Annotated in this window: 26 protein-coding genes and 1 tRNA gene; 23 read left to right on the forward strand and 4 right to left on the reverse strand. The window is 74.1% G+C overall.

Features of this window, described 5'->3' with window-relative positions; all coding sequences use genetic code 11:
• The first annotated feature begins 71 nt into the window (after positions 1–71).
• Positions 72–144: transfer RNA gene (locus tag AB0B83_RS01455), tRNA-Ala, on the forward strand.
• 70 nt (positions 145–214) lie between these two features.
• On the opposite strand, the gene AB0B83_RS01460 is transcribed toward AB0B83_RS01455, so the two are convergent.
• Positions 215–1255: a DUF4034 domain-containing protein gene (locus AB0B83_RS01460; RefSeq protein ID WP_357576474.1), complete on the reverse strand. Its 1041-nt coding sequence runs from the start codon at positions 1253–1255 to the stop codon at positions 215–217.
• A gap of 189 nt (positions 1256–1444) precedes the next feature.
• Here AB0B83_RS01460 and AB0B83_RS01465 point away from each other — a divergent pair, with 189 nt between their 5' ends.
• Positions 1445–2386 (forward strand): phytanoyl-CoA dioxygenase family protein, encoded by a 942-nt coding sequence (locus tag AB0B83_RS01465; protein ID WP_357576475.1) that lies wholly within the window; start codon positions 1445–1447, stop codon positions 2384–2386.
• A 12-nt stretch (positions 2387–2398) separates the two neighbouring features.
• On the opposite strand, the gene mgrA is transcribed toward AB0B83_RS01465, so the two are convergent.
• A complete protein-coding gene (gene mgrA / locus AB0B83_RS01470) occupies positions 2399–3394 on the reverse strand; it encodes an L-glyceraldehyde 3-phosphate reductase (RefSeq protein ID WP_357576476.1) in 996 nt (331 codons plus the stop codon).
• Between the two features lie 77 nt (positions 3395–3471).
• Between mgrA and AB0B83_RS01475 the strand changes: the two genes are divergently transcribed.
• The 9 genes from AB0B83_RS01475 (at position 3472) to AB0B83_RS01515 (ending at position 12786) form a co-directional block, all read left to right on the forward strand.
• A complete protein-coding gene (locus tag AB0B83_RS01475; protein WP_357576477.1) occupies positions 3472–4440 on the forward strand; it encodes an aldo/keto reductase in 969 nt (322 codons plus the stop codon).
• Between the two features lie 4 nt (positions 4441–4444).
• Positions 4445–4945, forward strand: a complete 501-nt coding sequence (locus tag AB0B83_RS01480; RefSeq protein ID WP_357576478.1) for a hemerythrin domain-containing protein — start codon at positions 4445–4447, stop codon at positions 4943–4945.
• 76 nt (positions 4946–5021) lie between these two features.
• Positions 5022–6266, forward strand: coding sequence for a histidine kinase (locus AB0B83_RS01485; protein WP_357576479.1), 1245 nt, complete (start codon positions 5022–5024; stop codon positions 6264–6266).
• Complete coding sequence (locus tag AB0B83_RS01490; protein ID WP_357576480.1) at positions 6263–6928, forward strand: response regulator transcription factor; 666 nt, start codon at positions 6263–6265, stop codon at positions 6926–6928. Before AB0B83_RS01485 ends, AB0B83_RS01490 begins: the two co-directional genes overlap by 4 nt.
• A 77-nt stretch (positions 6929–7005) precedes the next feature.
• A complete protein-coding gene (locus AB0B83_RS01495; RefSeq protein ID WP_357576481.1) occupies positions 7006–8082 on the forward strand; it encodes a hypothetical protein in 1077 nt (358 codons plus the stop codon).
• A gap of 60 nt (positions 8083–8142) precedes the next feature.
• A complete protein-coding gene (locus AB0B83_RS01500) occupies positions 8143–9597 on the forward strand; it encodes a magnesium chelatase (protein WP_357576482.1) in 1455 nt (484 codons plus the stop codon).
• A gap of 2 nt (positions 9598–9599) precedes the next feature.
• On the forward strand, positions 9600–11555 hold the full coding sequence (locus tag AB0B83_RS01505; protein WP_151455162.1) for a VWA domain-containing protein: 1956 nt from the start codon (positions 9600–9602) through the stop codon (positions 11553–11555).
• A 144-nt stretch (positions 11556–11699) separates the two neighbouring features.
• The gene (locus tag AB0B83_RS01510) at positions 11700–12167 is read left to right on the forward strand and encodes a hypothetical protein (RefSeq protein ID WP_357576483.1); all 468 of its coding nucleotides are present in this window, start codon (positions 11700–11702) and stop codon (positions 12165–12167) included.
• A gap of 103 nt (positions 12168–12270) precedes the next feature.
• Positions 12271–12786 carry a hypothetical protein gene (locus tag AB0B83_RS01515; RefSeq protein WP_357576484.1) on the forward strand — a complete coding sequence of 172 codons (516 nt, stop codon included), beginning with the start codon at positions 12271–12273 and terminating at the stop codon, positions 12784–12786.
• 55 nt (positions 12787–12841) lie between these two features.
• Here AB0B83_RS01515 and AB0B83_RS01520 read toward each other — a convergent pair whose 3' ends face one another.
• Complete coding sequence (locus AB0B83_RS01520; protein ID WP_357576485.1) at positions 12842–13126, reverse strand: DUF427 domain-containing protein; 285 nt, start codon at positions 13124–13126, stop codon at positions 12842–12844.
• 109 nt (positions 13127–13235) lie between these two features.
• Here AB0B83_RS01520 and AB0B83_RS01525 point away from each other — a divergent pair, with 109 nt between their 5' ends.
• The 12 genes from AB0B83_RS01525 (at position 13236) to AB0B83_RS01580 (ending at position 24938) form a co-directional block, all read left to right on the forward strand.
• Positions 13236–14636: an FAD-binding oxidoreductase gene (locus tag AB0B83_RS01525; RefSeq protein WP_357576486.1), complete on the forward strand. Its 1401-nt coding sequence runs from the start codon at positions 13236–13238 to the stop codon at positions 14634–14636.
• Positions 14633–15976, forward strand: a complete 1344-nt coding sequence (locus AB0B83_RS01530; RefSeq protein ID WP_357576487.1) for a cyclopropane-fatty-acyl-phospholipid synthase family protein — start codon at positions 14633–14635, stop codon at positions 15974–15976. The genes AB0B83_RS01525 and AB0B83_RS01530 overlap by 4 nt, the downstream gene beginning before the upstream one ends.
• 88 nt (positions 15977–16064) lie before the next feature.
• On the forward strand, positions 16065–16622 hold the full coding sequence (locus tag AB0B83_RS01535) for a helix-turn-helix domain-containing protein (RefSeq protein WP_357576488.1): 558 nt from the start codon (positions 16065–16067) through the stop codon (positions 16620–16622).
• Positions 16615–17493, forward strand: a complete 879-nt coding sequence (locus tag AB0B83_RS01540) for an SRPBCC family protein (protein ID WP_357576489.1) — start codon at positions 16615–16617, stop codon at positions 17491–17493. The genes AB0B83_RS01535 and AB0B83_RS01540 overlap by 8 nt, the downstream gene beginning before the upstream one ends.
• A 94-nt stretch (positions 17494–17587) precedes the next feature.
• Positions 17588–17821, forward strand: coding sequence for a zinc-ribbon domain-containing protein (locus tag AB0B83_RS01545; protein WP_132233650.1), 234 nt, complete (start codon positions 17588–17590; stop codon positions 17819–17821).
• Between the two features lie 8 nt (positions 17822–17829).
• Entirely contained in the window at positions 17830–18009 is a 180-nt protein-coding gene (locus AB0B83_RS01550; RefSeq protein ID WP_121396430.1) for a hypothetical protein, read from the forward strand.
• A 111-nt stretch (positions 18010–18120) separates the two neighbouring features.
• Positions 18121–18540, forward strand: coding sequence for a hypothetical protein (locus AB0B83_RS01555; protein ID WP_357576490.1), 420 nt, complete (start codon positions 18121–18123; stop codon positions 18538–18540).
• Between the two features lie 103 nt (positions 18541–18643).
• Complete coding sequence (locus AB0B83_RS01560) at positions 18644–19753, forward strand: hypothetical protein (RefSeq protein WP_357576491.1); 1110 nt, start codon at positions 18644–18646, stop codon at positions 19751–19753.
• A gap of 58 nt (positions 19754–19811) precedes the next feature.
• Positions 19812–21326, forward strand: a complete 1515-nt coding sequence (locus AB0B83_RS01565) for a hypothetical protein (RefSeq protein ID WP_357576492.1) — start codon at positions 19812–19814, stop codon at positions 21324–21326.
• A gap of 148 nt (positions 21327–21474) precedes the next feature.
• The gene (locus AB0B83_RS01570) at positions 21475–23655 is read left to right on the forward strand and encodes a S1 family peptidase (protein ID WP_357576493.1); all 2181 of its coding nucleotides are present in this window, start codon (positions 21475–21477) and stop codon (positions 23653–23655) included.
• Between the two features lie 213 nt (positions 23656–23868).
• Complete coding sequence (locus tag AB0B83_RS01575) at positions 23869–24627, forward strand: MerR family transcriptional regulator (protein ID WP_357576494.1); 759 nt, start codon at positions 23869–23871, stop codon at positions 24625–24627.
• 26 nt (positions 24628–24653) lie between these two features.
• Positions 24654–24938, forward strand: a complete 285-nt coding sequence (locus AB0B83_RS01580) for an antibiotic biosynthesis monooxygenase family protein (RefSeq protein ID WP_132233662.1) — start codon at positions 24654–24656, stop codon at positions 24936–24938.
• A 68-nt stretch (positions 24939–25006) separates the two neighbouring features.
• Here AB0B83_RS01580 and AB0B83_RS01585 read toward each other — a convergent pair whose 3' ends face one another.
• Positions 25007–26554, reverse strand: coding sequence for a gluconokinase (locus AB0B83_RS01585; protein ID WP_357576495.1), 1548 nt, complete (start codon positions 26552–26554; stop codon positions 25007–25009).
• Positions 26555–26669 lie beyond the last annotated feature (115 nt).

Raw genomic sequence — 26669 nt, forward strand, 5'->3', positions numbered from 1 at the left:
CCCCCGCGAGATGACCATGCGGCGGTCGCTGTGTATAGTTCTCTCGTGCCCGGGTGACCGGGACGAGGCAAGGGGCCGTGGCGCAGCTGGTAGCGCACCACACTGGCAGTGTGGGGGTCAGGGGTTCGAGTCCCCTCGGCTCCACCCTTGTTTTACAGGTCAGCGGCCTGGTCGAGAGCGATTCGACCAGGCCGCTGATTCGTTCTCCGGCCGGTCAGGCGGCGCGCCGGGCGCGGCGGCGGGCCTGCATGAAGGCGGTGTCTCCGCGTACGCGGTCCCACCAGGCCCACGGAACGCCTGTCACGTACCGGCCGATCGAGGCGAAGACCGGCGCGGCGTCGGCGTCGCGGCCGGTGCGCGCCAACCCGTACGCCAGGATGTTCGCGTCGTTCAGCCAGTCGGCGTGCCGGGTGGCCGGCTGGTGGAACCACCGGGACAGCGCGTTGTCGAGATCCGACTGCATGACCGGGTCCTGCCGCCACCGCTCGCTGACCTCACCGGCGGCGCTGCCCTGGGATGCGCGCTCCTGCTCCCACAGCGCCCACTCGGCGGCGGCCTGTACCGGCAGCACGTGCAGCGGCGAGCCCGCAGGGGCCGCGGCGGCGACCGACCGGGCGAAGCCGAACATCGCCTCGTGCGAGCCGCTCCACTTCCTGCAGTGGTAGGTCAGCTTGAGCATGTGCCCCTCCCGATGCCAGGGGTCGCGCCGGGTCAGCTCACGCCACGTCTCCTCGACGTCCTCCCGGGGCGTGCTCTGGCCGATCATCAGGTCCAACAGGTTCACGTACGGCGTGGGGTCCTCGGGGGCGAGCCGCATCGCCAGATCGTTCACCTGCCGGGCCAGTTGCAGCAGGCGGTTGAACTCGGTCCACTGCGCCGGGCGGACGCTGGCGGCCCAGTCCCCGCCGCGCACCTCCCAGGCTCGTGCCACCAGGGACCGGGCACGTACGAGTTGCGCATCCGGACTGGTGGGCGTGCGCGCCGCCCAGCGGTCGGTCCAGGCGGCCGAGGTGTCGACCCGGCCGGTCGCGGGGTCGACCCGGGAGCCAAGCCCACCGGCGGTCGACTCGGCCATGACGCGGACGTACCGCGCCCGACGGTCGTGGTCACCGCGGGTGGCAGCCAGAGCCTTCCGGGCGGATTCGCTGTCGGAGCCGTACCGCGCCTGCGTGCACGCCTCGCGCAGCACGGCGTCGTCCTGGGCCGGGTTCGTATCGATCTGGCGGGTGAGCAGCCGCCACACGGTCGAGATCACAATCCTGGATGGTAGGCGTCGGCTGGCGTCCTCCTCGGGCCCGGACCTGGTCCCCCTCGGAATAGGGGTCCCGTCGCACAAGTGAGGCGTTGTCGCGCACCGTGCCTTCTGTCACGATCGCCCCACTGGAGGCCTTTCCCCCGCCGGGTGGTTGGGCTCGATCCCGTGCGGCCAGCGAAGGAGCCGATGGTGGACCACCCCCACGCGTTGACAGCCGAGCAACTGGACCAGTTCCGGCGCGACGGGCACCTGATCCTGCGGGGCGTGCTCCCGACCGGGACGCTGGACGCGCTGCACGGCTCGTTCAGCCGCGTCGTGGACCACCTCGCCCGGCAGTGGCAGGAGCGCGGGGTGATCACGGAGACCTTCGCCGACCTGCCGTACGACCAGCGCTACCTGCGCCTGATCGAGTCCAGCCAGGTCCGCGTGCCGGCCGCCTGGCGGCGGATCCTGGTGGGCCGGCCGGTGTACGACCTGTGGCGTACCCCCGAGCTGCTCGGCCCGGTGCGCAGCCTGCTCGGCGACGAGGTCTACGCGCACGGCGTCTGGAACGCCCGGCCGCGCGACCCCCACGGCCGCACCCAGCAGGTCGCCTGGCACCAGGACGCCTACTACTACAAGGGTTGGGACGCCTCGGTCGGGCCGCTGCTGTCGGTGTGGATCCCGCTGGTGCCCGTCGACGAGGACACCGCCTGCCTCCAGTTCGTCACCGGCTCGCACACCCGGGGCTGGATCTCCCGCGATCGCCTGCCCAACGGTGAGTACGGCACGTCGGACGAGGCTGTCGGGGACGGCCCCGTCAGCACCGCCCGGATGGAGCCCGGCGACGTGGTGATCTTCACGGACACCACGCTGCACCGCTCGACGCCCAACGTGTCGGACCGCATCCGGTGGAACATCGACATCCGGTTCGCCCCGGCCGTCGACGAGGTGATCCGGAACTCGCCGCGCGGCTACCGCTGCTTCAGCGCCGCCGACCCGGCACAGGTCGAGTCGTTCGAGACCTGGGCCGGGCGGTACCGGTACGAGCCGGAGGACCTGCTGACGGAGCTGACGAACTTCGAGGAGGGCTACGACCTGGACGTGCTGAGGGCGTTCTCCCGGGCGTCGCCGTACGCCGACATCTACTGAGGCCGCCGCGGCTCAGCCGAGGTGGCGCTCGATCTCGGCCAGCTCGTCGGCGCCGAGGTCCAGGTCGTCCAGGGCGGCGACGTTCGCCTCCAGCTGCGGCACGCTGCTCGCCCCGATGATCACGCTGGTCATCCGCGGGTCGCGCAGCGCCCAGGCGAGCGCGAGCTGGGCGAGTGACTGGCCGCGCCGCTCGGCGATCGCGCCGAGCGCCCGGATGGTGGCCATCTTCTCCTCGCCGAGGTCGCTCTCGCTGAGGAAGACGCTGGTGCGCACCCGGGAGTCCGCCGGAATGCCGCCCAGGTAGCGGTCGGTGAGCAGGCCCTGGGCGAGCGGGCTGTACGCGATGCAGCCCGCGCCGACGCGCTCCAGCGTGTCCAGCAGGCCGTCGTTCTCCGTCCAGCGGTTGAGCATCGAGTACGACGGCTGGTTGATCAGCAGCGGCGTACCCAGGTCGCGCAGGATCGCGGCGGCCCGCTCGGTCTGCGCGGAGTCGTAGTTGGAGACGCCGACGTAGAGCGCCTTGCCGGCCCGGACGACGGCGTCGAGGGCGCCCATCGTCTCCTCCAGCGGGGTGTCCGGGTCGAAGCGGTGCGAGTAGAAGATGTCGACGTGGTCCAGCCCGAGGCGGCGCAGCGACTGGTCCAGCGAGGAGACCAGGTACTTGCGGGAGCCCCACTCGCCGTACGGGCCGGGCCACATCAGATAGCCGGCCTTCGTGGAGACGACGAGTTCGTCCCGGTACGGCCGCAGGTCGGTGGCGAGCATGCGGCCGAAGTTCTCCTCGGCGGAGCCCGGCGGCGGCCCGTAGTTGTTGGCCAGGTCGAAGTGGGTCACGCCCAGGTCGAAGGCGCGGCGGACGACGTCGCGCTGCCGCTCGTACGGCCGGTCGGGGCCGAAGTTGTGCCACAGCCCGAGCGAGATGGCGGGCAGCCGCAGTCCGCTGCGCCCGCTGCGCCGGTAGGTCATCTGGTCGTAGCGCTCATCCGCGGCGAGGTAGGTCACGGTCACCGACCCTATCCCCGCCGGTGGCGGGCGTGCGCGGCGAACGGGCCTGCGACAACGGACTCCGGGGTAGTTTCGGGACCATGCGTTTCGTCCCGCTCGACACCCCCAAGCCCCTGTCCAAGATCGGCCTCGGCACCTGGCAGTTCGGGTCCCGGGAGTGGGGCTACGGCCCCGAGTACGAGCGCCGGGCCGCCGACATCGTCCGGCGCGCCGTCGACCTCGGCATCACCGTCTTCGACACCGCCGAGCTGTACGGCTTCGGCCGCAGCGAGCGGATCCTCGGCGAGGCGCTCGGCGACGACCGGCCGAAGGTCGTACTCGCGACCAAGATCTTCCCGATCCTGCCGGTCGCCCCGGTGGTGCAGCAGCGGGCGGTCGCCTCGGCCGCCCGGCTCGGCGTCACCCACCTCGACCTCTACCAGGTGCACCAGGCCAACCCGCTGGTCGCCGACCACACCACCATGCGCGGCATGCGCGCGTTGCAGGACGTCGGGCTGGTCGGCGAGGTCGGCGTCAGCAACTACGGCCTGCGCCGCTGGCAGGTCGCGGAGGCGGCGCTCGGCCGGCGGGTGCTCAGCAACCAGGTCCGCTACAGCATGGTCGACCGCGGGCCGGAGCACGACCTGCTGCCGTACGCGAAGCAGGCCGGCCGTGTCGTCATCGCGTACAGCCCGCTGGCCCAGGGCTTCCTCTCCGGCCGGTACGACGCGAAGAACCCGCCGAGCGGGGCGGTACGCCGGGCCAACCCGTACTTCCTGCCGGAGAACCTGGAGCGCGGCGCGACGCTGATCGAGACCCTGCGGCAGGTGGCCGACGCGCACGACGCCACGCCCAGCCAGATCGCCCTCGCCTACCTGCTGCGCCACCCGAACGTGCTGGCCATCCCCGGCGCGTCCGGCGTGGAACAGGTCGAACGCAACGCGGCTGCCGCCGACATCGACCTGACCGACGACGAACACGCCGCGCTGGCCCGCGCGGCGAAGGAGTTCCGCCCGATCACCGGCCTGGCGGCGGCACCCCGCCTGCTGCGGGCCCGAGCCGGAAGGTGAGCCGATGGACGACATCACCGCGCTGATCCTCGACGACCACGCGGCCTTCCGCCGGGGCTTCGCCCGCCTCGACGACGCCCGCGACGAGCACGAGCTGCTGGCGATCTGGGACGCGCTCGCCCTGCACCTGGACGTGCACGCCGAGGCGGAGGAGGCGATCCTCTACCCGCACCTGGTGCGCCACGGCGACGACGGCGAGGCCGAGACCGTCGACGCGATCGGCGACCACAACAAGATCCGCGACGCCGTCGCCGAGTCCAAGCTGCACCCGGTGGGCTCCGACGAGTGGTGGGCGGCGGTGCGTACCGCCCGCCGGGAGAACAGCGAGCACCTCGCCGAGGAGGAGGACGAGGCGCTGCCCGACTTCCGCCGGCACGCGAGCGTCGAGCTGCGGGCCGAGCTGGGCCGCCGCTGGCTGACCTTCCACGGCGAGCACAAGTTCGGCCGCGACCTGGCCTTTGCCGACAAGGACCCGCAGCGCTACGTCGACGAACACCGCCACTGACCGGACGCCGGCGCGGACGCCGATCTCCCCGACGCGGGGGAGTCGGCCCGGGGCGTGACCGGGACAGAATGGGCGGGTGAAGCCCCGCACGGTCCTCGCCCCGCTGACGGCCGGCAGCACTTGGCGGCGCGGCGTGTTCCTGCTGCTCGGCGGGGTGCTCGCGCTGCCGTACGCGCTGCTGGCGGTGGCCTTCGCCCAGCTGCTGACCCGGTCGGACATCCCCCGGCCGCTGGTGCTGGCGCTGCTCGGCGTCGCGGCGATCATCGCGGCGGTCCCGGTCTTCCTCGACGGCCCCCGGGCACTGGAGATCGCCGCCGCGCGGACCCTGCTCGGCGTCGACCTGCCGGACCCGGCCCCCGGGCACGTCGCCGACCGGGAGACCCGGCTGCGCTCGGCGCTCTGGATCGGGCTGCACCTGGTCAGCGGCGGGCTGGTGGTGGCCGCCCTGTTCAGCGCCGTGCCGATGGCGCTCGCCTTCATCGGGCAGCAGTTCGGGCTCGACACCGGCGTGACCGGCGGCGACCGGTTCGGGCCGCTCGACGGGCGGGACACCGGCTGGCTGACCCTCGCCGGCGTCGTCGTGCTGGTGGCGCTCGGCTACGCCGTGGCCGGGCTGGGCGCGCTGGCGGTGTCGATGGCCCCGGTGCTGCTCGGTCCGGCCCAGGCGGAACGGATCGCGGCCCTGGAGGCGCGCAGCGCCCGGCTCGCCGAACGCAACCGGCTGGCCCGGGAACTGCACGACTCGGTGGGCCACGCCCTCACCGTCGCCACCCTCCAGGCCGGGGCCGCCCGCGAGCTGCTCGACCGGGACCCGGAGTTCGTCCGGCGCGCGCTGGGCGCGATCGAGGAGGCCGGGCGGACCGCCATGGACGACCTCGACCACGTGCTGGGGCTGCTCCGCGAGCCCGACGGCCGGCGGGCCGCGCCGGCGCCGCAGCGTACGCTGGCCGACCTGGACCGGCTGGTGGCCGACACCCGCGCGGCCGGCCTGCCGGTCGAGGCCCGGCGCACCGGCGACCCGGCCGACCTGCCGGCGGCGGTCTCCCGGGAGGGCTACCGGATCGTCCAGGAGGGGCTGACCAACGCGGCCCGGTACGGGCGGGGACCGGTCACGCTGCGCCTCGACGTGCACGCCGACGCGCTGGAGCTGGAGCTGGACAACGCGGTCAGCCGGCGCCGCCGCGCCGACCCGGGGCGGGGCGGCCGGGGCCTGGACGGGATGCGGGAGCGGGTGCTGCTGCTCGGCGGCCGGCTGACCGTCGGGCCGGACGGCGACCGCTGGCGCATCCGGGTGCGACTGCCGTTCGAGGGGACCTCATGACGACCGGAACCGCGACGACCGGCGTGCTGATCGTCGACGACGACGAGCTGATCCGGGTCGGGCTGCGGGCCATCCTCGACGCCCAGCCCGACCTGCGGGTGCTCGGCGAGGCCGCCGACGGCGCGGAGGTACCGCCGCTGGTCGCCCGGCTGCGCCCCCGGGTGGTGCTGATGGACGTGCGGATGCCCGGCATCGACGGCATCCAGGCCACCCGGCGGCTGCTCGCCACCTCCGCCGACCCGCCCCGGGTGCTGGTGGTGACGACGTTCGCCAACGACGAGTACGTCTACGACGCGCTCCGCGCCGGAGCGAGCGGGTTCCTGCTCAAGCGGGCCCGGCCCGCCGAGGTGGTGGAGGCGGTCCGGGTCGTCGCGCGGGGCGAGTCGCTGCTCTTCCCCGCCGCCATCCGCCGCCTCGCCGGGGCGTACGGGGGGCGGGGCGCCGACCGGCTGGCGGCCGCCCGGCTCACCGAACGGGAGGCCGAGGTGCTGCGGCTGATGACCACCGGGCTGTCCAACCCGGAGATCGCCGGGCACCTGGTGGTCGGGGTGGAGACCGTGAAGACCCACGTCGGCAACGTGCTGGCCAAGCTCGGCGTCCGCGACCGCACCCAGGCGGTGATCGCGGCGTACGAGTCGGGGTTCGTCACCCCGTCGGGCTGAGCGCTCCCTCCCGAGGGGGAGCCGGTTCACCGCCGCACGGGAGGGCGTACGCGGCCCGCCGGCCGAGGCTGGGAAGCATGACGACGACCAACGTTCCCACCCATCGCCCGGCCCCGAGCCGGCTGGACCGGCTCGCCCCGCTGGCCGCCGGCTGGCTCGGCCTCTGGGGGCTGCTCGCCCTGGTCTCCGCCGTCACCGGTGCCGGCTACCCGTTCGGGGCGAACGATCCGGTCGACGGCGAGGCCAACCTGCTCCGGCTGGTCCCCACCGACGTCGGCGCGCCGCTGTTCGCCGTGCTGCTGCTCGGCGCCGCGGTGGCCGCGCTCGCCATGGCCGGCCCGGCCCGCCGCCGGGCCCGACCGCTGAACACGCTGCTGTCGGCGTACGCCTGGACTGTCGCGTTCCTGCTCGCCGTCGTCGTGCCGGACGTGAAGGTGCTGGTCATCCTCGGCTACCTCCCGATCCTGATCGTCGGCGCGCCGTTCGGCTGGCCGCCGGTGGACTACGCCGACGTGTTCACCTGGGCGCTGTTCGCGCGGTGCGCGGCCATGGTCGGCGGGGTGCTGCTGGCCGGGGCGGTGCTGCGCTGGCAGCGGCGCACCGCGGGCGCCTGCCCGACCTGCGGGCGCGACGGCGCCGACCACGGCTGGGCCTCACCCGACTCTGCCGCCCGCTGGGGGCGCGTGGCGGCCTGGACCGCGGCCACCGTTCCCGCCCTGTACGCGGTCACCCGGCTCGCCTGGGCGGTCGGCGTCCCGCTCGGCGTCGAGCGGTCGTTCCTCGACGAGATGCGCGACTCCGGGCTGGTCTGGGCGGGCGCCGGGCTGGGCGCGTTCGCCCTGGTGGGCGCGGTCCTCACCCTCGGGCTGGTGCAGCGGTGGGGCGAGCGGTTCCCGCGCTGGATGATCGGCCTGGCCGGGCGCCCGGTGCCGGTCCGGCTGGCCGTCGTCCCGGCGACGCTGGTGGCGGTGGCGGTCACCGCGGCGAGTCTCGGCCTGCTCGCCACCCCCGCCTTCTGGGACTTCTCCGGCGGGTTCAGCCTCGCCACCGCGCCGATGCTGCTCTGGCCGTTCTGGGGCGTCGCGCTCGGCGTCGCCACGTACGCGTACCACCTGCGCCGCCGGGGCACCTGCCGGAGCTGCGGACGCGGCTGAGGCGGGGGTGCCCGGTCGACGGACCGGGCACCCCCGCTCCCGTGAGCTAGCGTTGGTCGGGTGACTGCGCCTTCCCCGGTTACCCCGGCACCTCCGGCCGACCTGCCCGGCACGCTCGGCGCGCTGCGGGCGGCCGGCCACGCGTACCGCACGGTCAAGCAGGAACTCCGCGACAACCTCCTGGCCCGGATGCGTTCCGGCGCCGACCGCTTCCCCGGCATCGTCGGCTACGACGACACGGTGCTGCCCGAGGTCGAGCGCGCCCTGCTCGCCGGGCACGACATGGTGCTGCTCGGCGAGCGGGGCCAGGGCAAGACCCGGCTCATCCGCTCGCTCGTCGGCCTGCTCGACGAGTGGACCCCGGTGATCGCCGGCTCGGTGCTCAATGAGCACCCGCTGCACCCGCTCACCCCCGGCTCTCGGGCGCTGGTCGCCGAGGCCGGCGACGACCTCCCGGTGGCGTGGCTGCACCGCTCGATGCGCTACGGCGAGAAGCTCGCCACCCCGGACACCAGCGTCGGCGACCTGATCGGCGACGTCGACCCGATCCGGATCGCTCAGGGGCGCACCCTCGGCGACCCGGAGACGATCCACTTCGGTCTCGTCCCGCGTACCAACCGGGGCATCTTCGCCGTCAACGAGCTGCCCGACCTGGCCGAGCGGATCCAGGTGGCGCTGCTCAACGTGCTGGAGGAGCGGGACATCCAGGTCCGCGGCTACCAGCTGCGGCTGCCGCTGGACCTGTTCCTGGTGGCCAGCGCCAACCCGGAGGACTACACCAACCGGGGCCGGATCATCACCCCGCTGAAGGACCGCTTCGGCGCCGAGGTGCGTACCCACTACCCGGTCGACCTCGACCTGGAGCTGGCCCTGATCCGGCAGGAGGCCGACCTGGTCGCCGAGGTGCCGGAGCACGTGCTGGAGGTGCTGGCGCGGTTCGCCCGCGCGGTGCGCGAGTCGCCGTCGGTGGACCCGCGTTCGGGAGTCTCCGCCCGGTTCGCCATCGCCGCCGCCGAGACGGTCGCCGCCACCGCGCTGCGCCGCGCCGGCCTGCTGGCGGCCACGGAGCCGGCTGACGGGGTACGCCCGGAGGCGGCGGTCGCGCGGGTGGGGGACGCGGTTTCCGTGACCAGCACTCTGCGCGGCAAGGTCGAGTTCGAGAGCGGCGAGGAGGGCCGGGAGGTCGAGATCCTCGGCCACCTGCTGCGCACCGCGACCGCCGAGACGTTCCGGGCCCGGCTGGCGGGACTGGACCTCTCCGGCTTCACCGCCCTCGTCGACGAGGACGCCGTCATCGAGACCGGCGAGCTGGTCAGCTCCGCCGAGCTGCTGCGCCAGGTGGGCACCGTGCCCGGCCTGGCCAAGGCGCTGGACCGGCTCGGGCTGGGCGAGGCGCCCACCCCGGAGCAGGTCGCGGCCGGCGTGGAGTTCGTCCTGGAGGGGCTGCACCTGACCCGCCGGCTCGGCAAGGACGTCACCGACTCCGGCCGGACCCGCTACGGCGGCCGGGCCTGAGCATGGCCGGCGACCGGTTCCGGTACGGGCAGTGGCGGGGCGGCCCCGACCCGCTCGCGCCCCCGTACGACGTGCGGGGGGCGGTGGACGCCGTCGGCGCCGAGGTGCTGGCCGGCGGCAGTCTCCGGGAGGCGCTGCGGGACCTGCTGCGGCAGGGGCCCCAGGGGCGCGGCGGACTCGACGACCTCGCCGCCCGGGCCAGGCGGCTGCGCCGGGAGGCGTTGCGCCGGGGCGACCTGGACGGGGCGGTCACCCGGGCCCGGGCCCTGCTCGACCAGGCGCTCGCCGCCGAGCGGGACGAGCTGCGCGGGCGCGACGGCGACGACGCGCGGTTCGCCGAGGCGGTGTTGGACAACCTGCCCCGCTCGACGGCCCGCGCCGTGGAGGAGCTGACCGGCTACCGGTGGAGCAGCGACGAGGCCCGCCGGACGTACCAGCGGATCCTCGACGGGCTGCGCGACGACGTGCTCGGCCAGCGCTTCGCCGGGCTGCGCGACGCGGTGCGCGCCTCGGCGGACCCGGCCGCGCAGCAGCGGCTGGCCGAGATGATGCGCGACCTGAACGACCTGCTGGCCCGGCACGCCCGGTCGGAGGACACCACCGACGCCTTCGCCGAGTTCATGCGCCGGCACGGCGCGTTCTTCCCCGAGCAGCCGGCCGACGTCGACGAGTTGGTCGACGTGCTGGCCCGGCGCTCGGCCGCCGGTGAGCGGCTGATGCGCTCGCTCTCCGACCGCCAGCGTGAGGAGCTGGCCGGCCTGATGCGGCAGTCGCTCGGCGACCGGCTCGCCGGCGAGCTGTCCGCGCTGGACGCCAACCTCCGGGCGCTCCGCCCCGACCTGCACCGGGGCCCGGGCGAGCGGGTGCGGGGCGAGCGGCCGCTCGGCTACGGCGAGGCCGCCGGCGCGCTCGGCGAGATCGCCGAGCTGGACGAGCTGCTGGACCAGCTCGACCAGGAGCATGCGGGCGCCACCCTGGACGACGTCGACGTCGACGCGGTGGCCCGGACGCTGGGCCGCGACGCCGCCGACGACGTACGCCGGCTGCGGGAGCTGGAGCGGGAGCTGCGCCGGCAGGGTTGGGTGAGTCGGGACGCCGACGGGCTGACCCTGAGCCCGAAGGCGCTGCGCCGGCTCGGCGGCACGGCGCTGCGGCGGGTATTCGCGGACCTGACGGCCGGGCCGCGCGGCCAGCACGACCTGCGCTCGGCGGGCGCCGCCGGCGAGGTCAGCGGCGGATCGAGGCCATGGGAGTACGGCGACGAGCAGCCCCTGGACGTGGTGCGGACGCTGACCCGGGCGGTCCGCCGCGCCGGCTCCGGTGTGCCGGTCCAGCTGGCCGTCGAGGACTTCGAGGTGGTGGAGACCGAGCGGCGGGCCTCGGCGGCGGTGGTGCTCTGCGTCGACCTCTCCTACTCGATGATCTCCCAGGGCCGGTGGGGCCCGATGAAGCAGACGGCGCTGGCGCTGGCGCACCTGATGGCCACCCGGTTCCCCCAGGACGCGTTGCAGATCGTCGGCTTCGGCCTGGAGGCGCTGCCGCTGACCCAGCAGGAACTGGCCGCCGTCGAGCCGGACCTGCGGCAGGGCACGAACCTCCAGCACGCGCTGCGGCTGGCCGCCCGGCACCTGCGGCGGCACCCGGACGCCGAGCCGGTGGTGCTGGTGGTCACCGACGGGGAGCCGACCGCCCACCTGGACCCGGACGACGGGGAGGCGCTGTTCCACTGGCCGCCGCTGCCGGAGACGATCGCGGCGACCGTGGGCGAGGTGGACCGGCTCACCCGCTACGGGGCCACGCTCAACCTGTTCATGCTCGGTGACGATCCCGGCCTGCGCCGCTTCGTCGACGCCGTGGCCCGCCGCTCGAAGGGCCGGATGTTCACCCCCGACCTGGAGGATCTCGGCGAGTACGTCGTCTCCGACTACCTCCGCACCCGGCAACCACGCCGTCGCTGACCTGGCGGATTCGACGGGCCCGGGCGGCTGCGCCCCGTGTCCAGCCCTTCGGCGTTCCGGCACGCGTTTCCGGCCGGTCCCTTCCGGGTGAACCGTCCGCGGGAACGCCGGGCCGGACAGCGCGGGCCGGGATTGACTGGGGACATGGACAGCGGGGCGTTGCGGGGGGCGTACGCGGAGGTGCTCGCGGAGGTCGACGCGGGCGGGTTCGGGCCGCCGCCGGCCGGGCAGTTGAGCGCCGAGCAGATCGTCGCGCACCTTGCCGCCAACGACGAGTTGATGACGGAGGCCACCGAGGCGGTCCTCGCCGGTGCGCCGTTCGCGTACTACGACCTGGAGACCATCCACCGTCCCCAGGTGGACGCGCTGGTCGCCGAGTGCGGTGGGCTGGACGGGCTGGCCACCCTGCTGCGGGCCACCAGTCAGAAGCTCTGTGCCCTGACCGATCGGCTCGGCCCGGCGGCAGCCCAGACCCCGGTGGAGACCCATCTGCGCGAGGGCTTCGACCTGGTCGTGGACGAGCCGCTGCCCTGGGCCCGCACGTTGGACCTGCACACCCGGGTGCACCTGCCGAAACACCTGGCCCAGTTGCGCATGCTGCGTACCGGGTGACCGGACGGGTCACGCCGTGCCGGCAGCGGTGGCCGTGGCGGCGGCCACCTACCCTCGCGACGTTACGCGGTTGCGGCGGGCGGTGATGCGGCGGGTCGATCACGTGTGGGATCTCGGTTGGGCCAACCTGTTCGGGGCGGCGCTGGTCGGCTTCTTCCTCTGGCTGGCCCTGATGCCGCTCGGCGACGGCATCGACCAGCTGCGGGCCGAGAGGTGGGGAATCGGCGGAACCGTCAGCCTCTCCCGGTGCGCGATCGACGACTGGGCCAGGGGTGACCCGTGGCGGTGCGGGGGCACGTTCGTCTCGGCCGATGCCACCGTACGGATCGACGGTGTCGCGTACGAGGAGAGGTTCGACGACGACCCGCGGATCGCGGGGGAGCCGGTGAGCCGCGCCGCCCGGGTGAGCGGGTCGGGCGCGTCGAGGGCGTGGCCGCCGGGGGACGGGTGGCAGGCGTCCCTGATCGGCGGGATCTTCTGCCTCTTCCTGACGGCGATGGTCCTCGGGTGGTGGGTCCACCCGGGCGGGGGCCGACCGGCTCCGGCCCCGACGACCCGTCGGGGGCCCCGGTCGGCCAAGCCGCCCGCCCGGCTGCGAATGCGGCGGCGGCGTCGGTGAGCCGGCTGTCGTCGACCGATGACGCGAGGTCCGCGCGTCCCCGTCGGCAGGCGCGTCAGTCGACGACCCGGACGTCCTTCCAGAAGGCGACCCGGTCGCGGACCATCTCCGCCTCCGGCTTCGGCTCGGGGTAGTACCAGACCGCGTCGACGCTGGTCCGGCCGTCGTGCTCCAGCGTGTAGTAGGACGCGGTGCCCTTCCACGGGCAGACGGTGTGCGTGTCGGACTCGCGGAGCAGGTCGTCGCGCAGGGCGGCGCGCGGGAAGTAGTGGTTCCCCTCGACCAGCACGGTGTCGTCGCTCTCGGCCACGACCAGGTCGTTCCAGACGGCTCTCGGCATGGCTCCCACGCTATGTCGCCGGCCCGGCGGCGGCCAGTGCTCCGATCACGTCGCGGACGCACCAGTGGACGTCCCCCGTCACGGGGGTTTCAGCGCGTACAGTGACCGCATGTGTGCGGTCCGTGTGGATCATCATCCGGTCGACCACGACGGTGCGGTGGCCCAGTTGCGACGGTCCTACGCGGCGGTGCCCGCGGGCGCGCCGGTGCGGCTGGCCAAGCGCACCTCCAACCTGTTCCGTCCCCGGTCCGCCCCCCGCGCGCCGGGCCTGGACGTCACCGGGCTCACGGGCGTGCTCGCCGTGGACCCGGTCGCCCGCACGGCCGACGTGCAGGGCATGTGCACCTACGAGGACCTGGTCGACGCGACCCTGCCGCACGGGCTGATGCCGCTGGTCGTGCCGCAGTTGCGCACCATCACCCTCGGCGGGGCGGTGACCGGTCTCGGCATCGAGTCGACCTCGTTCCGCAATGGCCTGCCGCACGAGTCGGTGGTCGAGATGGACGTGCTCACCGGGGCCGGCGAGATCGTCACCGCCCGCCCGGAGGGGGAGCACGCCGACCTCTTCGCGGCGTTCCCCAACTCGCTGGGCAGCCTCGGCTACGCCACCCGGCTGCGCATCGAACTCCAGCCGGTACGCCGCTTCGTGGCCCTGCGCAACGTCCGGTTCACCCGGCTGGAGGCGCTCGCCGACGCGATCGCCGAGGTCACCGCGACCCGGTCCTGGGCGGGGGAGGCGGTGGACGCGATGGACGGGGTGATGTTCAGCCCCGGCGAGGCGTACCTGGTGCTGGGCGCCTTCACCGACGACGCGCCGCCGCCCAGTGACTACACGGGACAGGACATCTACTACCGCTCGCTGCGCCGGCGCACGCACGACGCACTGACCACGTACGACTATCTGTGGCGCTGGGACACCGACTGGTTCTGGTGTTCGGCGGCGTTCGGGGTGCAGCACCCGGTGCTCCGGCGGGTCTGGCCGGCGCGGTGGCGGCGCAGCGACGTCTACCACCGGCTGGTCCGGTGGGAGCACCGGCACGGCGTGGCCGCCCGGATCGACCGCCTGCGGGGCCAGCCGGCGCGCGAGCGGGTGGTGCAGGACGTGGAGATCCCGCTGGAGCGGATGGCCGGGTTCCTGCGCTGGTTCGCCGGCACCGTCGGGATGACCCCGGTCTGGCTGTGCCCCTTGCGGCTGCGCGAGCCGTCCGGTCCCGGATCGGCCCGGGCCTGGCCGCTCTATCCGCTCCGGGCCGGGCAGAACTACGTGAACGTCGGCTTCTGGGGCAGCGTGCCGATCGCGGCGGGGGCCGCCGACGGCGACGTCAACCGGGCGATCGAGCGCATGGTGTCGGAGTCGGGCGGCCACAAGTCGCTCTACTCCGACGCGTACTACGACCGGGAATCCTTCGACCGGCTCTACGGCGGCGCGACGTGGCGCGCGGTGAAGGACCGTTACGACCCGGACCACCGGCTCACCGGACTGTACGAGAAGGCGGTAGCGAGAGCATGAGCCTGACCGATCGAGACCAGGGGGCGGCGAGCGCTCCCGCCAGCCCGCCGGCGGGGAGCCGGCGACCGGGTCCGACCGTGGCGGACGTCGTCCGCGCGTTGACGACCGGTGCCCTGCCGGTGCGGGTCACCGGGTACGACGGCAGCGCGGTCGGCCCGGCCGACGCCGGCATCACCCTGTCGATCCGTTCCGAGCGGGGCCTGACCTACCTGCTCACCGCCCCGGGCGACCTGGGCATGGCCCGGGCGTACGTCGGCGGCGACCTGGCGTTGCAGGGGGTGCACCCGGGCGACCCGTACGAGGCGTTGCGGGTGCTCAAGGACGAGCTGCGGCTGCGTACGCCGTCGCTGGCCGAGGGGCTGGCCCTGGTGCGCGGGCTGGGCTGGGAGCGGCTGATGCCGCCGCCGCCCCCGCCGCAGGAGGCGCTGCCGCGCTGGAAGCGCGTGGTGAACGGGCTGCGGCACTCCCGCAGCCGGGACAGCACCGCGATCTCCCACCACTACGACGTCTCGAACGCCTTCTACGAGAAGGTGCTCGGCCCGTCGATGACGTACACCTGCGCGGTCTTCCGCTCGCCCGACGACACGCTGGAGCAGGCGCAGGCGGCCAAGTACGACCTGGTGGCGCAGAAGCTGGCGCTGAAGGCCGGGATGCGGCTGCTCGACGTGGGCTGCGGGTGGGGCGGCATGGTCCGGCACGCGGCCCGCGAGTACGGCGTGAAGGCGCTCGGGGTGACCCTGTCCCGGGCGCAGGCCGAGTGGGCCCGGGCGGCGATCGAACGGGAGGGGCTGACCGGCCTGGCCGAGGTGCGTCACCTCGACTACCGGGACGCGCCGCGCGAGCAGTTCGACGCGGTCTCCTCGATCGGCCTGACCGAGCACGTCGGGGTGCGCCACTACCCGGCCTACTTCGGGGCCCTGCGGGACCGGCTGCGGCCGGACGGGCGGCTGCTCAACCACTGCATCACGCGGGCCGACAACCGCGCGCCGCACCGGTCGGGCGCGTTCATCGACCGCTACGTCTTCCCCGACGGGGAGCTGGCCGGCCCGGGGCGCCTGGTCGGCGAGATCCACGACGTCGGGCTGGAGGTGCAGCACGAGGAGAACCTGCGGCTGCACTACGCGCTGACGCTGGCCGGCTGGTGCCGCAACCTCGTCGCGCACTGGGACTTCTGCGTCTCGGAGGTGGGGCCGGGCACGGCCCGGGTGTGGGGCCTCTACATGGCCGGGTCCCGGCTGGCGTTCGAGCGCAACGGCATCCAACTGCACCAGGTGCTGGCCACCCGCCTCGGTCCGGAGGGGGCGAGCGGCTACCCGCTGCGCCCCGACTGGCTGCCCTGATCCGCCGTCGACAGCCGCGCCGCCCGCCGGCGCGGCTGTCGCCGAAGCCATTGACAAACAAATTTTGTACGTACAAACTGATTTTGCCATGAGAGACGTCCTGTACCTGGAACAGATCGAGCAGGCCGAGGTCCTGCTCAAGCCGCACCGCGTCGAGGTGCTGCGACAACTGGCCGAGCCGCGCACCTGCACCGAGGTCGCCACCCGGCTGGAGCAGACGCCGCAGCGCGTCTACTACCACGTCAAGCAGCTCGTCGCCGCCGGGCTGGTCGAGCTGGTCAGCGAACGCAAGGTCCGGGGCATCACCGAGGGCATCTACCAGGCCGCCGCCCGGTCCTACTGGCTGTCTCCCCGGCTGGTCGGCCGGATCGGCCTGCGCCGGGCCCGCGACGAGCTGAGCCTCGGCTACCTGTTGGACCTGATGGAGGAGGTCCAGGAGGACATCGCCGGGCTCGACCGTGCCGCCCCCGAGCTCCCCTCGGTCGGGGTCGCCGGCGAGATCCGGGTGCCGGCGGAGCTCCGCCAGCAGTTCCTGCACGACCTGCAGAGCACTCTGCAGGACCTGTTCACCCGCTACGGGGGCGCCGAGGGCGACGCCTTCAAGCTCGCCGTGGCCTGCTATCCGAAGGGGAAAGAACGTGACTGAACCGATGAGGCTGCCCGTCCGTCTCGCCGCGCCGGCCGAGGCCGTCCGCCGCGCCCTGACCGACCCGGCCGAGCTGCGCGTCTGGCTCGCCGAGCACGCCGAGGTCGAGCTGCCGCGACGGTACGAGTTCTGGGGCCGCCACACCCCGGAGGGCGACGCGCCGCACCAGCGGCTGATACACGTCGACGACGACACGCTGCGCTTCGCCTGGCTGCTCGACGGGGTGGAGACCACCACCGAGTTCGCCCTGCGCGCGGAGGGCCCCGGGACCACGGTGCTGACGCTGACCCAGAGCCACTTCGACTTCGCCGAGGCGATGAGCGGCAGCACCATCCGGGGCGTGCTCCAGACGTTCTGGAGCCTGTCGCTCGCCAACCTGGCCGCCCACCTGGCGGGGCAGTCGCTGCTGCCGAAGGTCGACTTCGCCTCCGCCGAGATGCGCGGCGAGCTGCTGATCGACGCGCCGGCGGCGAAGGTGTTCGAGTCGCTGACCGACTCCGAGCAGGCCAGCGCCTGGTTCGGCTACCCGATCGGCATCGAGCCCTGGGTCGGCGGTCGCTACGCGATGGGCGGCTTCGAGCACGGCTACGCGGCGAAGGTCGTCGACCTGGAGCCGGGCCGGAAGCTGTCGGTGGACTGGGGGCCGACCGGCGTCAGCACCTGGGAGCTGGCCGAGTCGCAGGGGAAGACGAAGCTGACCTTCGTGCAGTCCGGCTTCGACGAGCAGAACCCGCCGTACGGGGCGTGGGCCGGGTCGGTCTCGTCGCTGTTCGAGCTGCGCCGGTTCCACGAGATGAAGGACTGGCAGCCGATCTGGCTCCCCGCGGAGGTGCCGGGCCTGGAACCCGTGCCCGCGAAGGCGACGAGCTGACGTACGCCCCCCGGGGCGCGCTCCAGGCGGAGCGCGCCCCGGGCGGTCGAAAGTCGCAGGTGATAGTCGGGCCTCTGGTGGGTACTGGGGGGCGATGTTCTTCATCTTCGGGCTCCGCACCAAGGTCAGCCAGTCCGGCGTGGTGCAGCAGGTCTGCCGCAACTGCCACAACCAGGCCGCGCAGGTGATCACGCGCCGATCGACGAAGTTCAGCCTGTTCTTCGTGCCGCTCATCCCGATCCGCACCCGCTACGTGCAGCAGTGCACCTTCTGCGGCGCCCAGTACGACATCTCCCGGTCGGAGGCCGAGCGCCTCCCGGTCGGCTGAGCCCACCGATGGCCCGTTTCCTCTGCTGGCTGATCGGCCGGCAGCCCGCCGTGCCCGCGCCCGCGCCCGTGCACACCGTCTCCCGGCCGCCGTGCACCCCCGGCCGCCGCCGTCGTCGCCGCGACCGCCGGCCGCTGGCCGGCACCGCCCTGCCCCGTTCGCCCTGGAACCGCTCCGCCGGGCGCTGACCGGTTCGTGCTCCGCCGAGGCGCGGCGGACTGGTGGGACCGTGCCAGGATGTGGCGGTGTCGTACCCCCCTCATGCGTCGTACCCGCACGTGCCAGGCGCTGTGACGCCGATGGTGTACCCCCACCCGATCGCGCCCCCGCCCGGCTACGCGGTGCTCGCCGTCACGGTGAACCGTGGCCCGTACATCGTGCCCGCCCCCGCCACGAGCAAGTTCAAGGTCAACGGCCAGGCGGTGCCGATCCCGGGCGAGGGCACCTGGTACGTGGTGATTCCTCCCGGGTCACTCGACGTGCGGTACACCGATTTCATGGGCCTGCCGCTGATCACCACCACGCTGGTCGCCCATCCCGGCGCGGCCTACCACCTGTCGTTCCGCTTCGGCGGTTGGCGAAACCGCGCCTACGACGGGTACGGCACCGACGTGACGAAGTTCGGGCTCTGGTCGAACTACAGCATCGCGCTTGTCACGTTGGGCGCCTTCGGGCTGATCTGCTGCGGTTTCCTGGGGCCGTTCACCACCCTGCTCTGAGCCGGTTCCGCGCGGCCGGGCCCCGGGCCGACGGCTGCGGCGGGTGCCACCGGCCGGGGCGGCGCCGGGCGCGGGCGGCGGCGACCGCCTATCGTGGCGGATCGTGACGAGCACCGAGGAACGACTGGCCGCGATCCGCGGCGGCGTGCCACCGAGGCGGCACAACGCGCGCACCATCGCCGCCCTGACCGGCAACCCGGGCTGCACCCGGCGGGCCGTGCTGGACGGCGCGGGGGTGGACAAGCCGAAGCTGGCCGAGCGGATCGGCTTTCCCGCCCGGTTCGGGCAGTCCCGGTTCGCCATCACCCGGGGCAACGCGTTCGAGGCGCAGGTCAAGGCCGACGGCGGGGCCGAACTGCTGCGGCTGGTCGCCGAGCGGCTGGGCGTACCGGTGCCGGCGGCGGCGAGTTGGACGGACCTCGGCGACGGCGTCGAGGACGACACGGCCGCCCGGCACCGCCGCTCCGCCGCGCTGCTGACGGGCGCCACCCCCGGCGGGACGGACGACACCGCCGCACTGTTCGACCACCCGTTGCTCGGCCTGGAGGTCGCCGGTCGCCGGGTGCACCTGGAGCCGGACCTGGTCGCCGCCCGGCTCGCCGGCCGGTTCCACGTCGTCGAGATCAAGTCGTTCCCGGTGGTCGACGGCCAGGCCGACCCGGCCAAGGTGTCCGGCGCCGCGATCCAGGCCGCCGTCTACGTGCTGGCCCTGCGCGAGCTGCTCGCCGCCGCCGGCCACGACCCGGAGCTGGTGTCGCACGACGCGGTGCTGGTCTGCCCGCGCGACTTCGCCAACCAGCCGGTGGCCAGCCTGGTCGACGTGCGCAAGCAGCTGCTGGTGCTGCGCCGCCAGCTCGACCGGATGGCCCGGGTCGACGCGCTGCTGGCCGCCGTGCCCGAGGACTTCACCGCCGACCTGACGGTCGAGCCCGCGGCCCTGCTCGCCGCGCTGTCGCAGGTGCAGGCCCGCTACGCGCCCGACTGCCTGGCGGCCTGCGAGCTGGCGTACTTCTGCCGGCACGAGGCGCGCGGGCACACCGGGGCGCTGGGCCGGCCGGTCCGGGAGGCGCTCGGCGGGGTCGCGGAGGTCGACGAGGTGCTGGCGCTGGCCGCCGGCGAGCGCGCCCCGGAGCCCGGGCAGGAGGAGGCCGCCGCGCTGCTGCGGGCCGCCGCCCGGTTGCGCGCCGACGCCCTCACCGGGACCCCCGCATGAGTACGCCCCGCGACTCCGTCGCTGCCCGGGCGTCGGCCGCCGGGCGGGGCGGGCCCGCGTGAGCACGCTCCGCGCGTTCGCCCGGGCCCAGGCGCTCGCCGCCGGGGTGGCCCAGCCGGTGGCGACCGTCCGGCACCTGCACCTGTCCGGGCGGCCGCTGGTGCTGGTGCCGCTGGCGATGGCCGGCGAGGCCAACGCGCCGCTGGCGGCGCTGGTCGGCGACGCCCCGGACGCGGCGCGGCTGCTGATCGTGCCGCAGCCCCGCAACCGTGATCAGCGGTTCGCGTTCGCCGCCGAGCTGGCCGGGATCGTGCTGCCCTACCTGGACGGTTTCCGGGGCGTCTCCGAGGCGGTGCCGGTCGACCGGGGCAGGGACGTGCGGTACCGCCACGTCGACGCCCCGCAGCTGCTGGTGCCGAACCCCGCCGGGATCACCTTCCTGCGGCTGTTCGGCCGCTCCACCCGCTTCCGCCGGCCCGACGGGGACTATCCGGTGCACCCGTCGGTGCCGGTGCTGGGGCGCTGGCTGACCTTCTTCGCCGAGCGGGCCGAGCATCCCGGCTCGTCGGCGCTGCTGGCGATGACCGACGCGCTGGCCCTGCACTGGGCCACGGGGCAGAGCGTGGTGGAGGACCTGCACCTGCCGGCGCTGCTCGGCTGGATCGACCCGCCCGCCGGGCTCACCGGCCCCGAGGCGGCGGCCCGGGCCGAGGACCCGGCGACCTGCCCGCCCGCCGGCCCGGCCACCGACCCGGACTTCGACAACCGGTGGCTCGCCCCGGCCGTCGCCGCGTACGCCGCCGCCGAGGACGACCCGGTCGCGCGCGCCGGGGCGTACGCGGAGCTGGAACGGCTGCTGCGCGACCAGCTCGCGCCCACCTGGGAGCTGATGTGGCGCGGCGTGGGGCTGCTGCGCTGCCTGCCTCCGGGCGCCCGGGTGGCCGGCCGGTGGGACGGCGACAAGGACGCCTTCACCGGCTACGCCGAGCACGTCGACTCCGGCGGCGCGCCGCAACCCCGCCGGGACGGGGCGGTCGCCGCCGCCCAGCGGCTGCACCGGCTGGAACGGGCCCTGACCTCCTACGCGGTGCAGCGCGCCTACGACGACCCGCTGGTGATGGCGGAGCACCGGCTGACCGGGGAGGCGTTCGTCGGCGAGGTGACCCTGGCGGACCCGAAGCGGGTGGACGACACCGGGAAGCGGCCGGTGCTGCGCCCCCGGATCCAGCTGGTCACCACCGAGCCGGTGGCGGTGCCGGTCGGCGCGACGCTGTACTCGCCGGCCCGGCCGGCGCAGAAGGCCCGGGTGGTCTTCGTGACTCCGGCGGCGGACGGCAAGACCGAGGTGGTGCTGGAGCTCTCCGGCGGGATGGGCCGGGGGCTGACCGCGCCGCCGGGCAGCGTGCCCGAGGTGGGGGAGCGGCTCTGCTACACCACGCTGTCGGACGCGTTCATGCCGGCGGGGGCGTTCCCGGCGGTCGACGAGACACCCTGGACGCACGGCGGACCGCCGGTCGCCGCTGGCGACGAGACCGGGGACGCCGCCGACGGTTCGGCGTCGGAGGAGCACTGACGACCCGCACCCGACGGCCCTCTTGTCCCGTCTCGGACGCCTATGCGCGCAGGGGTCTCCCCGCCGTGGCAGCCCCGATAGCATCCACCGAGATCGAATCGGCTGCGGTCGGTTCGGGCACGAGTCTGCTCAACTCACGGGGGATGCATTGTCAGTTCACCGAACGCGTAGATGGGGCGCCGCCCTGCTCGCCGCCACGGTCACGGCGGGCCTGCTGGGCGGGGCCTCCGCCCAGGCCGTCACGGGGGCCCAGCCGGTCCCGGACGGCACCTACCGGTTCAGCGCCAAGGTCACCTTCGGCGATCTCCGCGCCTGCTCGGGGGCGCTCGTCGACTCCGACTGGGTCCTGACGGCGAAGAGCTGCTTCGCCGAGGGCAACGCGCCGGTCGCCGCCGGCGCGCCCAGCCGGCCGAGCACGGTGGTGGTGGGTCGCGCGGACCTCACCGGCACCGCCGGCCACCAACGTGTGGTGGCGGCGGTCGCCCCGCATCCGGACCGTAACGTCGCCCTGGTCCGCCTCGCGGCCCCGGTGATCGACGTGCCGCCGGTGACGCTCGCCAGCACGCCGCCGTCGGCCGCCGAGACGCTCCAGGTCACCGGCTACGGCCGGACGGCCACCGAATGGGTGCCGGATCGCCTGCACCAGGGCTCGTTCACCGTGCAGGACGTCGACGCCACGTCGATCGGCCTGCTCGGCGCGTCGGCCGGCGCGACCCTCTGCAAGGGCGACGCGGGCGGACCGGCGTTCCGCGACGGCACCCAACTGGTCGCGATCGTCAACACCTCGTGGCAGAAGGGGTGCCTGGGCGAGACCGAGACCCGCGACGGCGCCACCGCCACCCGGGTCGACGACCTCGAACAGTGGATCCGCTGGCAGACCGCCGACGTCCACCTCTTCGCCGTCGTGCAGGACGGCACCGACTTCCGGCTGGTCTCGCACGCGCTCGACACGGGCGTCGACACGGTGCGCGCCACCCGTACGGCCGCCGCGGCGCTGCCCTTCCAGCCCAAGGCGATGGCCACGCTCAACGCCGACACCATCCTGATGACCGACCAGGTCGGCAACCTGCACCGGGTGGACGTCGCGGACGCCGTCGAGCTGACCTACACGATGACGCTGCTGGGCGACGGTTGGACCCACGACCGGCTCGTCTACGACGGCTACGGCTCGCTGTACGGCATCTTCTCCGGCTCGTCGCTGCGGCGCTACACCGTGACCAGCGCGAAGCCGACGCTGGCCCAGATCGGCACCTACACCACGATCAGCAGCGGCTTCGGCCTGAAGACGCTCGCCTCGCCTGGTGCCGGGCGGATCCTCGGCACCCTCAGCACCGGGTACCTGATCTCCTACAAGATCAATGGCAGCGGCGCCAACGCGTGGGTGCGCGCCGACCTGAAGACCACCGGCTGGGACCAGCCCACCATCCTGACCTCGCCCGGTGGCGGCGTCTACTACGTCCTGCACCCGGTCGGAGGGCTCCAGCGCTACCGTGACGCCAACCCGTACGACGGCAGTGGCGCGGACCTCGTCTTCGAGGGCGCTGCCCGCGTCACGGTGGGCGCGTGGAGTGCGCACCGGCTCATCTCCGCGCGGCCCTGGGCCGGCGTCGTGTCGGTCTTCGGCACGAAGCCGGATGGGCGGCTGTCGCACACGACGTTCGACCCGGCGACCGGCGCGCGGCGCACGGTTGTCTCGGCGGAGCCGCTCGGCATCACCCCGAAGGCGATGGCCGCTCTCAACGCCGACACCCTCCTGGTGACCAGCGCCGAGGGGCAGCTCTACCGGGTGGACGTCACCGGCACCGACCCGCTGACCTTCACCAGGACGGAATCCCTGTCGGGCGGATGGACGCACGACCGGCTGGCCTACGACGGGAACGGCTCGCTCTACGGCCTCGCCGGCGCCGCCCTGCGCCGCTACACGGTGACCAAGCCGAAGCCCGTCTACGCCGACATCGTCAACGCGAAGTCGATCACCGGCAACTTCACGTTGACCTCCCTGGCCGCGCCCGGCCCGGGCCGCATCCTCGGCACGACCAGCGGCGGCAAGCTGCTGACGTACGTCATCGACGCGGCCGGGACGTGGACGCCCACGGATCTGGCCGCGAGCGGTTGGGGCGACACGAAGTCGCTGTTCAGCCCGGGCGGTGGCCTCTACCACAAGCGGCTCGACTCGGGGCAGGTCCTCACCTACCTCGACGCCAGCCCGTTCGACGGCAGCGGCGCGGACATCAAGCCACACCTGGCCGACGCCCCGGCCAGCACGGGCTGGGACCCGATCCTGTCGGCCCGCCCGTACGACGCCTGGCCGGACGGCCGCCGCTGGTGACCGCCTGACCGCCTGACCGCCTGACCGCAGTGACCGTGCGGGCCGCCCGATCCTCGGGCGGCCCGCACCGTCGTCTCCGGCCGGCAGCGCCCCGGGAACCGCCCCGACCCGGCCCGGGACGGCGAATGCGCCGGCCGGCGGGGCGCAGAATGGATCGGGCTTGACCCTCACGTAACGGCAGGCGGGAGCCTCGGTGGCGGAAGGGAGGGAACCATGGCCTACACGGTGGGACAGGTCGCGAAGGCGGCCGGCGTGACCGTGCGCACGCTGCACCACTACGACGGGATCGGACTGCTCTCGCCCAGTGACCGCAGCAGCACCGGCTACCGGCGCTACGACGACGCCGACCTGGACCGGTTGCAGCACATCCGCTACTACCGGGAGCTGGGGTTCCCGCTGGAGGAGATCGCCGCGATCCTCGACGACCCGGCGAGTGACCGGGCGGCGCACCTGCGTCGCCAGCACGAGCTGCTGTCCGTACGGATCAGGAAGCTCCAGGAGATGGTCGCGGCGATCGAGTTCGCAATGGAGGCGAGCAAGTTGAACATCCCACTCACCCCGCAGGAGCGGTTCGAGGTCTTCGGCGACTTCGACCCGGACGCGCACACCGAGGAGGTCGAGCAGCGCTGGGGCGACACCGACGCGTACCGCCAGTCGAACGAGCGGGTCGCCCGCTACACCAAGGACGACTGGCAGCGGAACAAGGCCGAGAACGAGGACTGGGCGCGGCGGTTCGTCGAGGTGATGGCATCCGGGGCGCCCGCGGACGGGCCGGCGGCCATGGACCTGGCCGAGGAGCACCGGCAGCTGATCAGCCGCTGGTTCTACGACTGCCCGTACGAGATCCACACCGGGTTGGCCGACATGTACGTGGCGGACGAGCGGTTCACCGCGTACTTCGAGAAGATCAGGCCGGGGATGGCCGCGTACCTGGGCGAGGCCATCCACGCCAACGCCATCACCCGCGCCTGACGCGCGGCCGTCCCCGGAGGTCAGCAGTGTTCATCGTCGCCGGCAGTCTCTACGTCGACCCGGACCAGCGGGACGCCTACCTGGCCGACTGCGTGGAGGTCGTCCGGCAGGCGCGGTCCGCGCCGGGCTGCGTCGACTTCGCGATCGGCGCGGACCTGGTCGAGCCGGGGCGGATCAACGTCTACGAGCGCTGGGAGTCCGAGGAGCAGCTGCTCGACTTCCGGGGCTCCGGCCCCTCGACGGAGCAGGCGGTGGCGATCCGCGGCGCGGAGGTGCACCGCTACCTGATCTCCGGGGTCGAGGCTCCCTGACGGGGCCGGCCGGGCGTCACGGCGCCCGGCCGGCCCCGGCGGGTCAGGCCCCGGGGTGAGGCGGTGCCCTACCGCTTCGGTGGTGCCGGTGCCGGCGCCGGGGTCAGGCCCGGGGCGAGGCGGCGCAGCGAGGTGAACGTGGGAACCAACGCGTCGTAGAGCCCGGCGAAGAGTGGCAGCAGGGCGGCGTAGGTGGCGGCGGCGGCCGGATCCGGGCGTGCCGTCTCCTCGATGTGCACCAGGTGGGCGGCGACCTCGATGGAGGGGATCAATCCCAGCGCCTCCATGCCGAGCAGCGCCGCGCCGAAGCCGGAGCCCTCCCGCGTGGCGGGGAAGTGCACCGGCACGCCGAGCACGTCGGCCAGCATCTGCCGCCACAGTGGGCTGCGCGCGAAGCCGCCGCTGGCGCGAATCTCCCGGACCTCGTTGCCGGCGGCCCGCACCGAGGCCAGCACCAGCGCCAACTGCTGGCAGACGCCCTCCAACGCGGCCCGCACCAGGTGCGCCCGGCGGTGCCCGTGGGTCAGCCCCACGTACGCGCCGCGCGGCAGCGCGCTCCAGTGCGGGGCGCGCTCGCTGAGCAGGTACGGCAGCATGATCAGCCCGCCGGAGCCGACCGGCGCCAGCGCGGCCTGCGCCAGCAGCTCCTCCTCGGCGTCCTCGCCCAGCTCCGGGGCGAGCGCGTCGCCGGTCCACTCCAGCACGACGCCGCCGTTGTTGATCGCCCCGCCGACCACCCAGCGTTGCTCGGTCAGCGCGTAGCAGAACACCCCGCCGAGGGGGTCGACGCCGGGGCGCTCCACCATGACCCGCATCGCGCCGCTGGTGCCGATCGTGCAGGCCATCACGCCCGGGGCGACCGCGCCGAGCCCGAGGTTGGCCAGCGGGCCGTCCCCGGCGCCGACGACCACCTTCGTGTCCCGGGGCAGCCCGGTCGCCGCGGCGGCCTCGGCGGTGAGGCCGGGCAGCACGGTGGTGGTGGGGACCAGCTCCGGCAACTGCTCCGCGGTGATCCCGGCGACGCCGAGCGCCTCTTCGTCCCAGGAGAGCTGGTGCATGTCCATCAGGCCGGTGGCGGAGGCGACCGAGTGGTCGGTCACCAGCGCGTCGCACAGCCGCAGCAGCACCCAGTCCTTGATGCCCACCCAGTACGCCGCCCGCCCGAACAGCACCGGCTCCTGCTCGGCGAACCAGAGCAGCTTGGGCAGCGGCGCCATCGGATGGACCGGGGTGCCGGTGCGGCGGTGCAGCGCCAGCCCGGACGGGACCGCGCGCAGCCGTTCGGCCTGCCGGCTGGCCCGCGAGTCGGCCCAGGTGACCGACGGGGTGAGCGGGCGGCCGTCCGGGTCCAGGCCGATCAGGCTGTGCATCGCCGTGCCGAAGGAGAGCCCGGCGACCGGCCGGTCCAGCTCCGCCACGACCACGCGCAACGACTCCAGCACCGCCGCGTGGATGTGCCGCGCGTCCTGCTCCGCGTAGCCGGGGAAGGGTTCGTCGAGGGGGTAGCCGACCGAGTGGTGGGCGAGCAGGGCGCCGTCCAGGTCGTACGCGACCGCCTTGGTGCTTGTGGTGCCGATGTCGACGCCGATCATCACCGGGCGGAGCGGGTCGCCCACCGGTCCCACCCCCTCGTCGGCCCTGGCTGCCGCCGACGTTACCCAGCGTCCGGGGGGTCCGTAGGGGGAACAACCCGGTTTCCCGGTCGGGTCTTCCTCGGCACGCCCGCGCCCG

This window comes from Micromonospora sp. NPDC049060 (assembly GCF_040649055.1).
Lineage (GTDB): Bacteria > Actinomycetota > Actinomycetes > Mycobacteriales > Micromonosporaceae > Micromonospora > Micromonospora reichwaldensis.

Coding starts and splice junctions, on each gene's coding strand:
- AB0B83_RS01520 (WP_357576485.1), bottom strand. CDS start 13,126: ATGCCGAGAGCCGTCTGGAACGACCTGGTCGTGGCCGAGAGCGACGAC.
- AB0B83_RS01475 (WP_357576477.1), top strand. CDS start 3,472: ATGCGTTTCGTCCCGCTCGACACCCCCAAGCCCCTGTCCAAGATCGGC.
- AB0B83_RS01555 (WP_357576490.1), top strand. CDS start 18,121: ATGGTGTACCCCCACCCGATCGCGCCCCCGCCCGGCTACGCGGTGCTC.
- AB0B83_RS01490 (WP_357576480.1), top strand. CDS start 6,263: ATGACGACCGGAACCGCGACGACCGGCGTGCTGATCGTCGACGACGAC.
- AB0B83_RS01575 (WP_357576494.1), top strand. CDS start 23,869: ATGGCCTACACGGTGGGACAGGTCGCGAAGGCGGCCGGCGTGACCGTG.
- AB0B83_RS01530 (WP_357576487.1), top strand. CDS start 14,633: ATGAGCCTGACCGATCGAGACCAGGGGGCGGCGAGCGCTCCCGCCAGC.
- AB0B83_RS01535 (WP_357576488.1), top strand. CDS start 16,065: ATGAGAGACGTCCTGTACCTGGAACAGATCGAGCAGGCCGAGGTCCTG.
- AB0B83_RS01495 (WP_357576481.1), top strand. CDS start 7,006: ATGACGACGACCAACGTTCCCACCCATCGCCCGGCCCCGAGCCGGCTG.
- AB0B83_RS01480 (WP_357576478.1), top strand. CDS start 4,445: ATGGACGACATCACCGCGCTGATCCTCGACGACCACGCGGCCTTCCGC.
- AB0B83_RS01545 (WP_132233650.1), top strand. CDS start 17,588: ATGTTCTTCATCTTCGGGCTCCGCACCAAGGTCAGCCAGTCCGGCGTG.
- AB0B83_RS01550 (WP_121396430.1), top strand. CDS start 17,830: ATGGCCCGTTTCCTCTGCTGGCTGATCGGCCGGCAGCCCGCCGTGCCC.
- AB0B83_RS01510 (WP_357576483.1), top strand. CDS start 11,700: ATGGACAGCGGGGCGTTGCGGGGGGCGTACGCGGAGGTGCTCGCGGAG.
- AB0B83_RS01525 (WP_357576486.1), top strand. CDS start 13,236: ATGTGTGCGGTCCGTGTGGATCATCATCCGGTCGACCACGACGGTGCG.
- AB0B83_RS01505 (WP_151455162.1), top strand. CDS start 9,600: ATGGCCGGCGACCGGTTCCGGTACGGGCAGTGGCGGGGCGGCCCCGAC.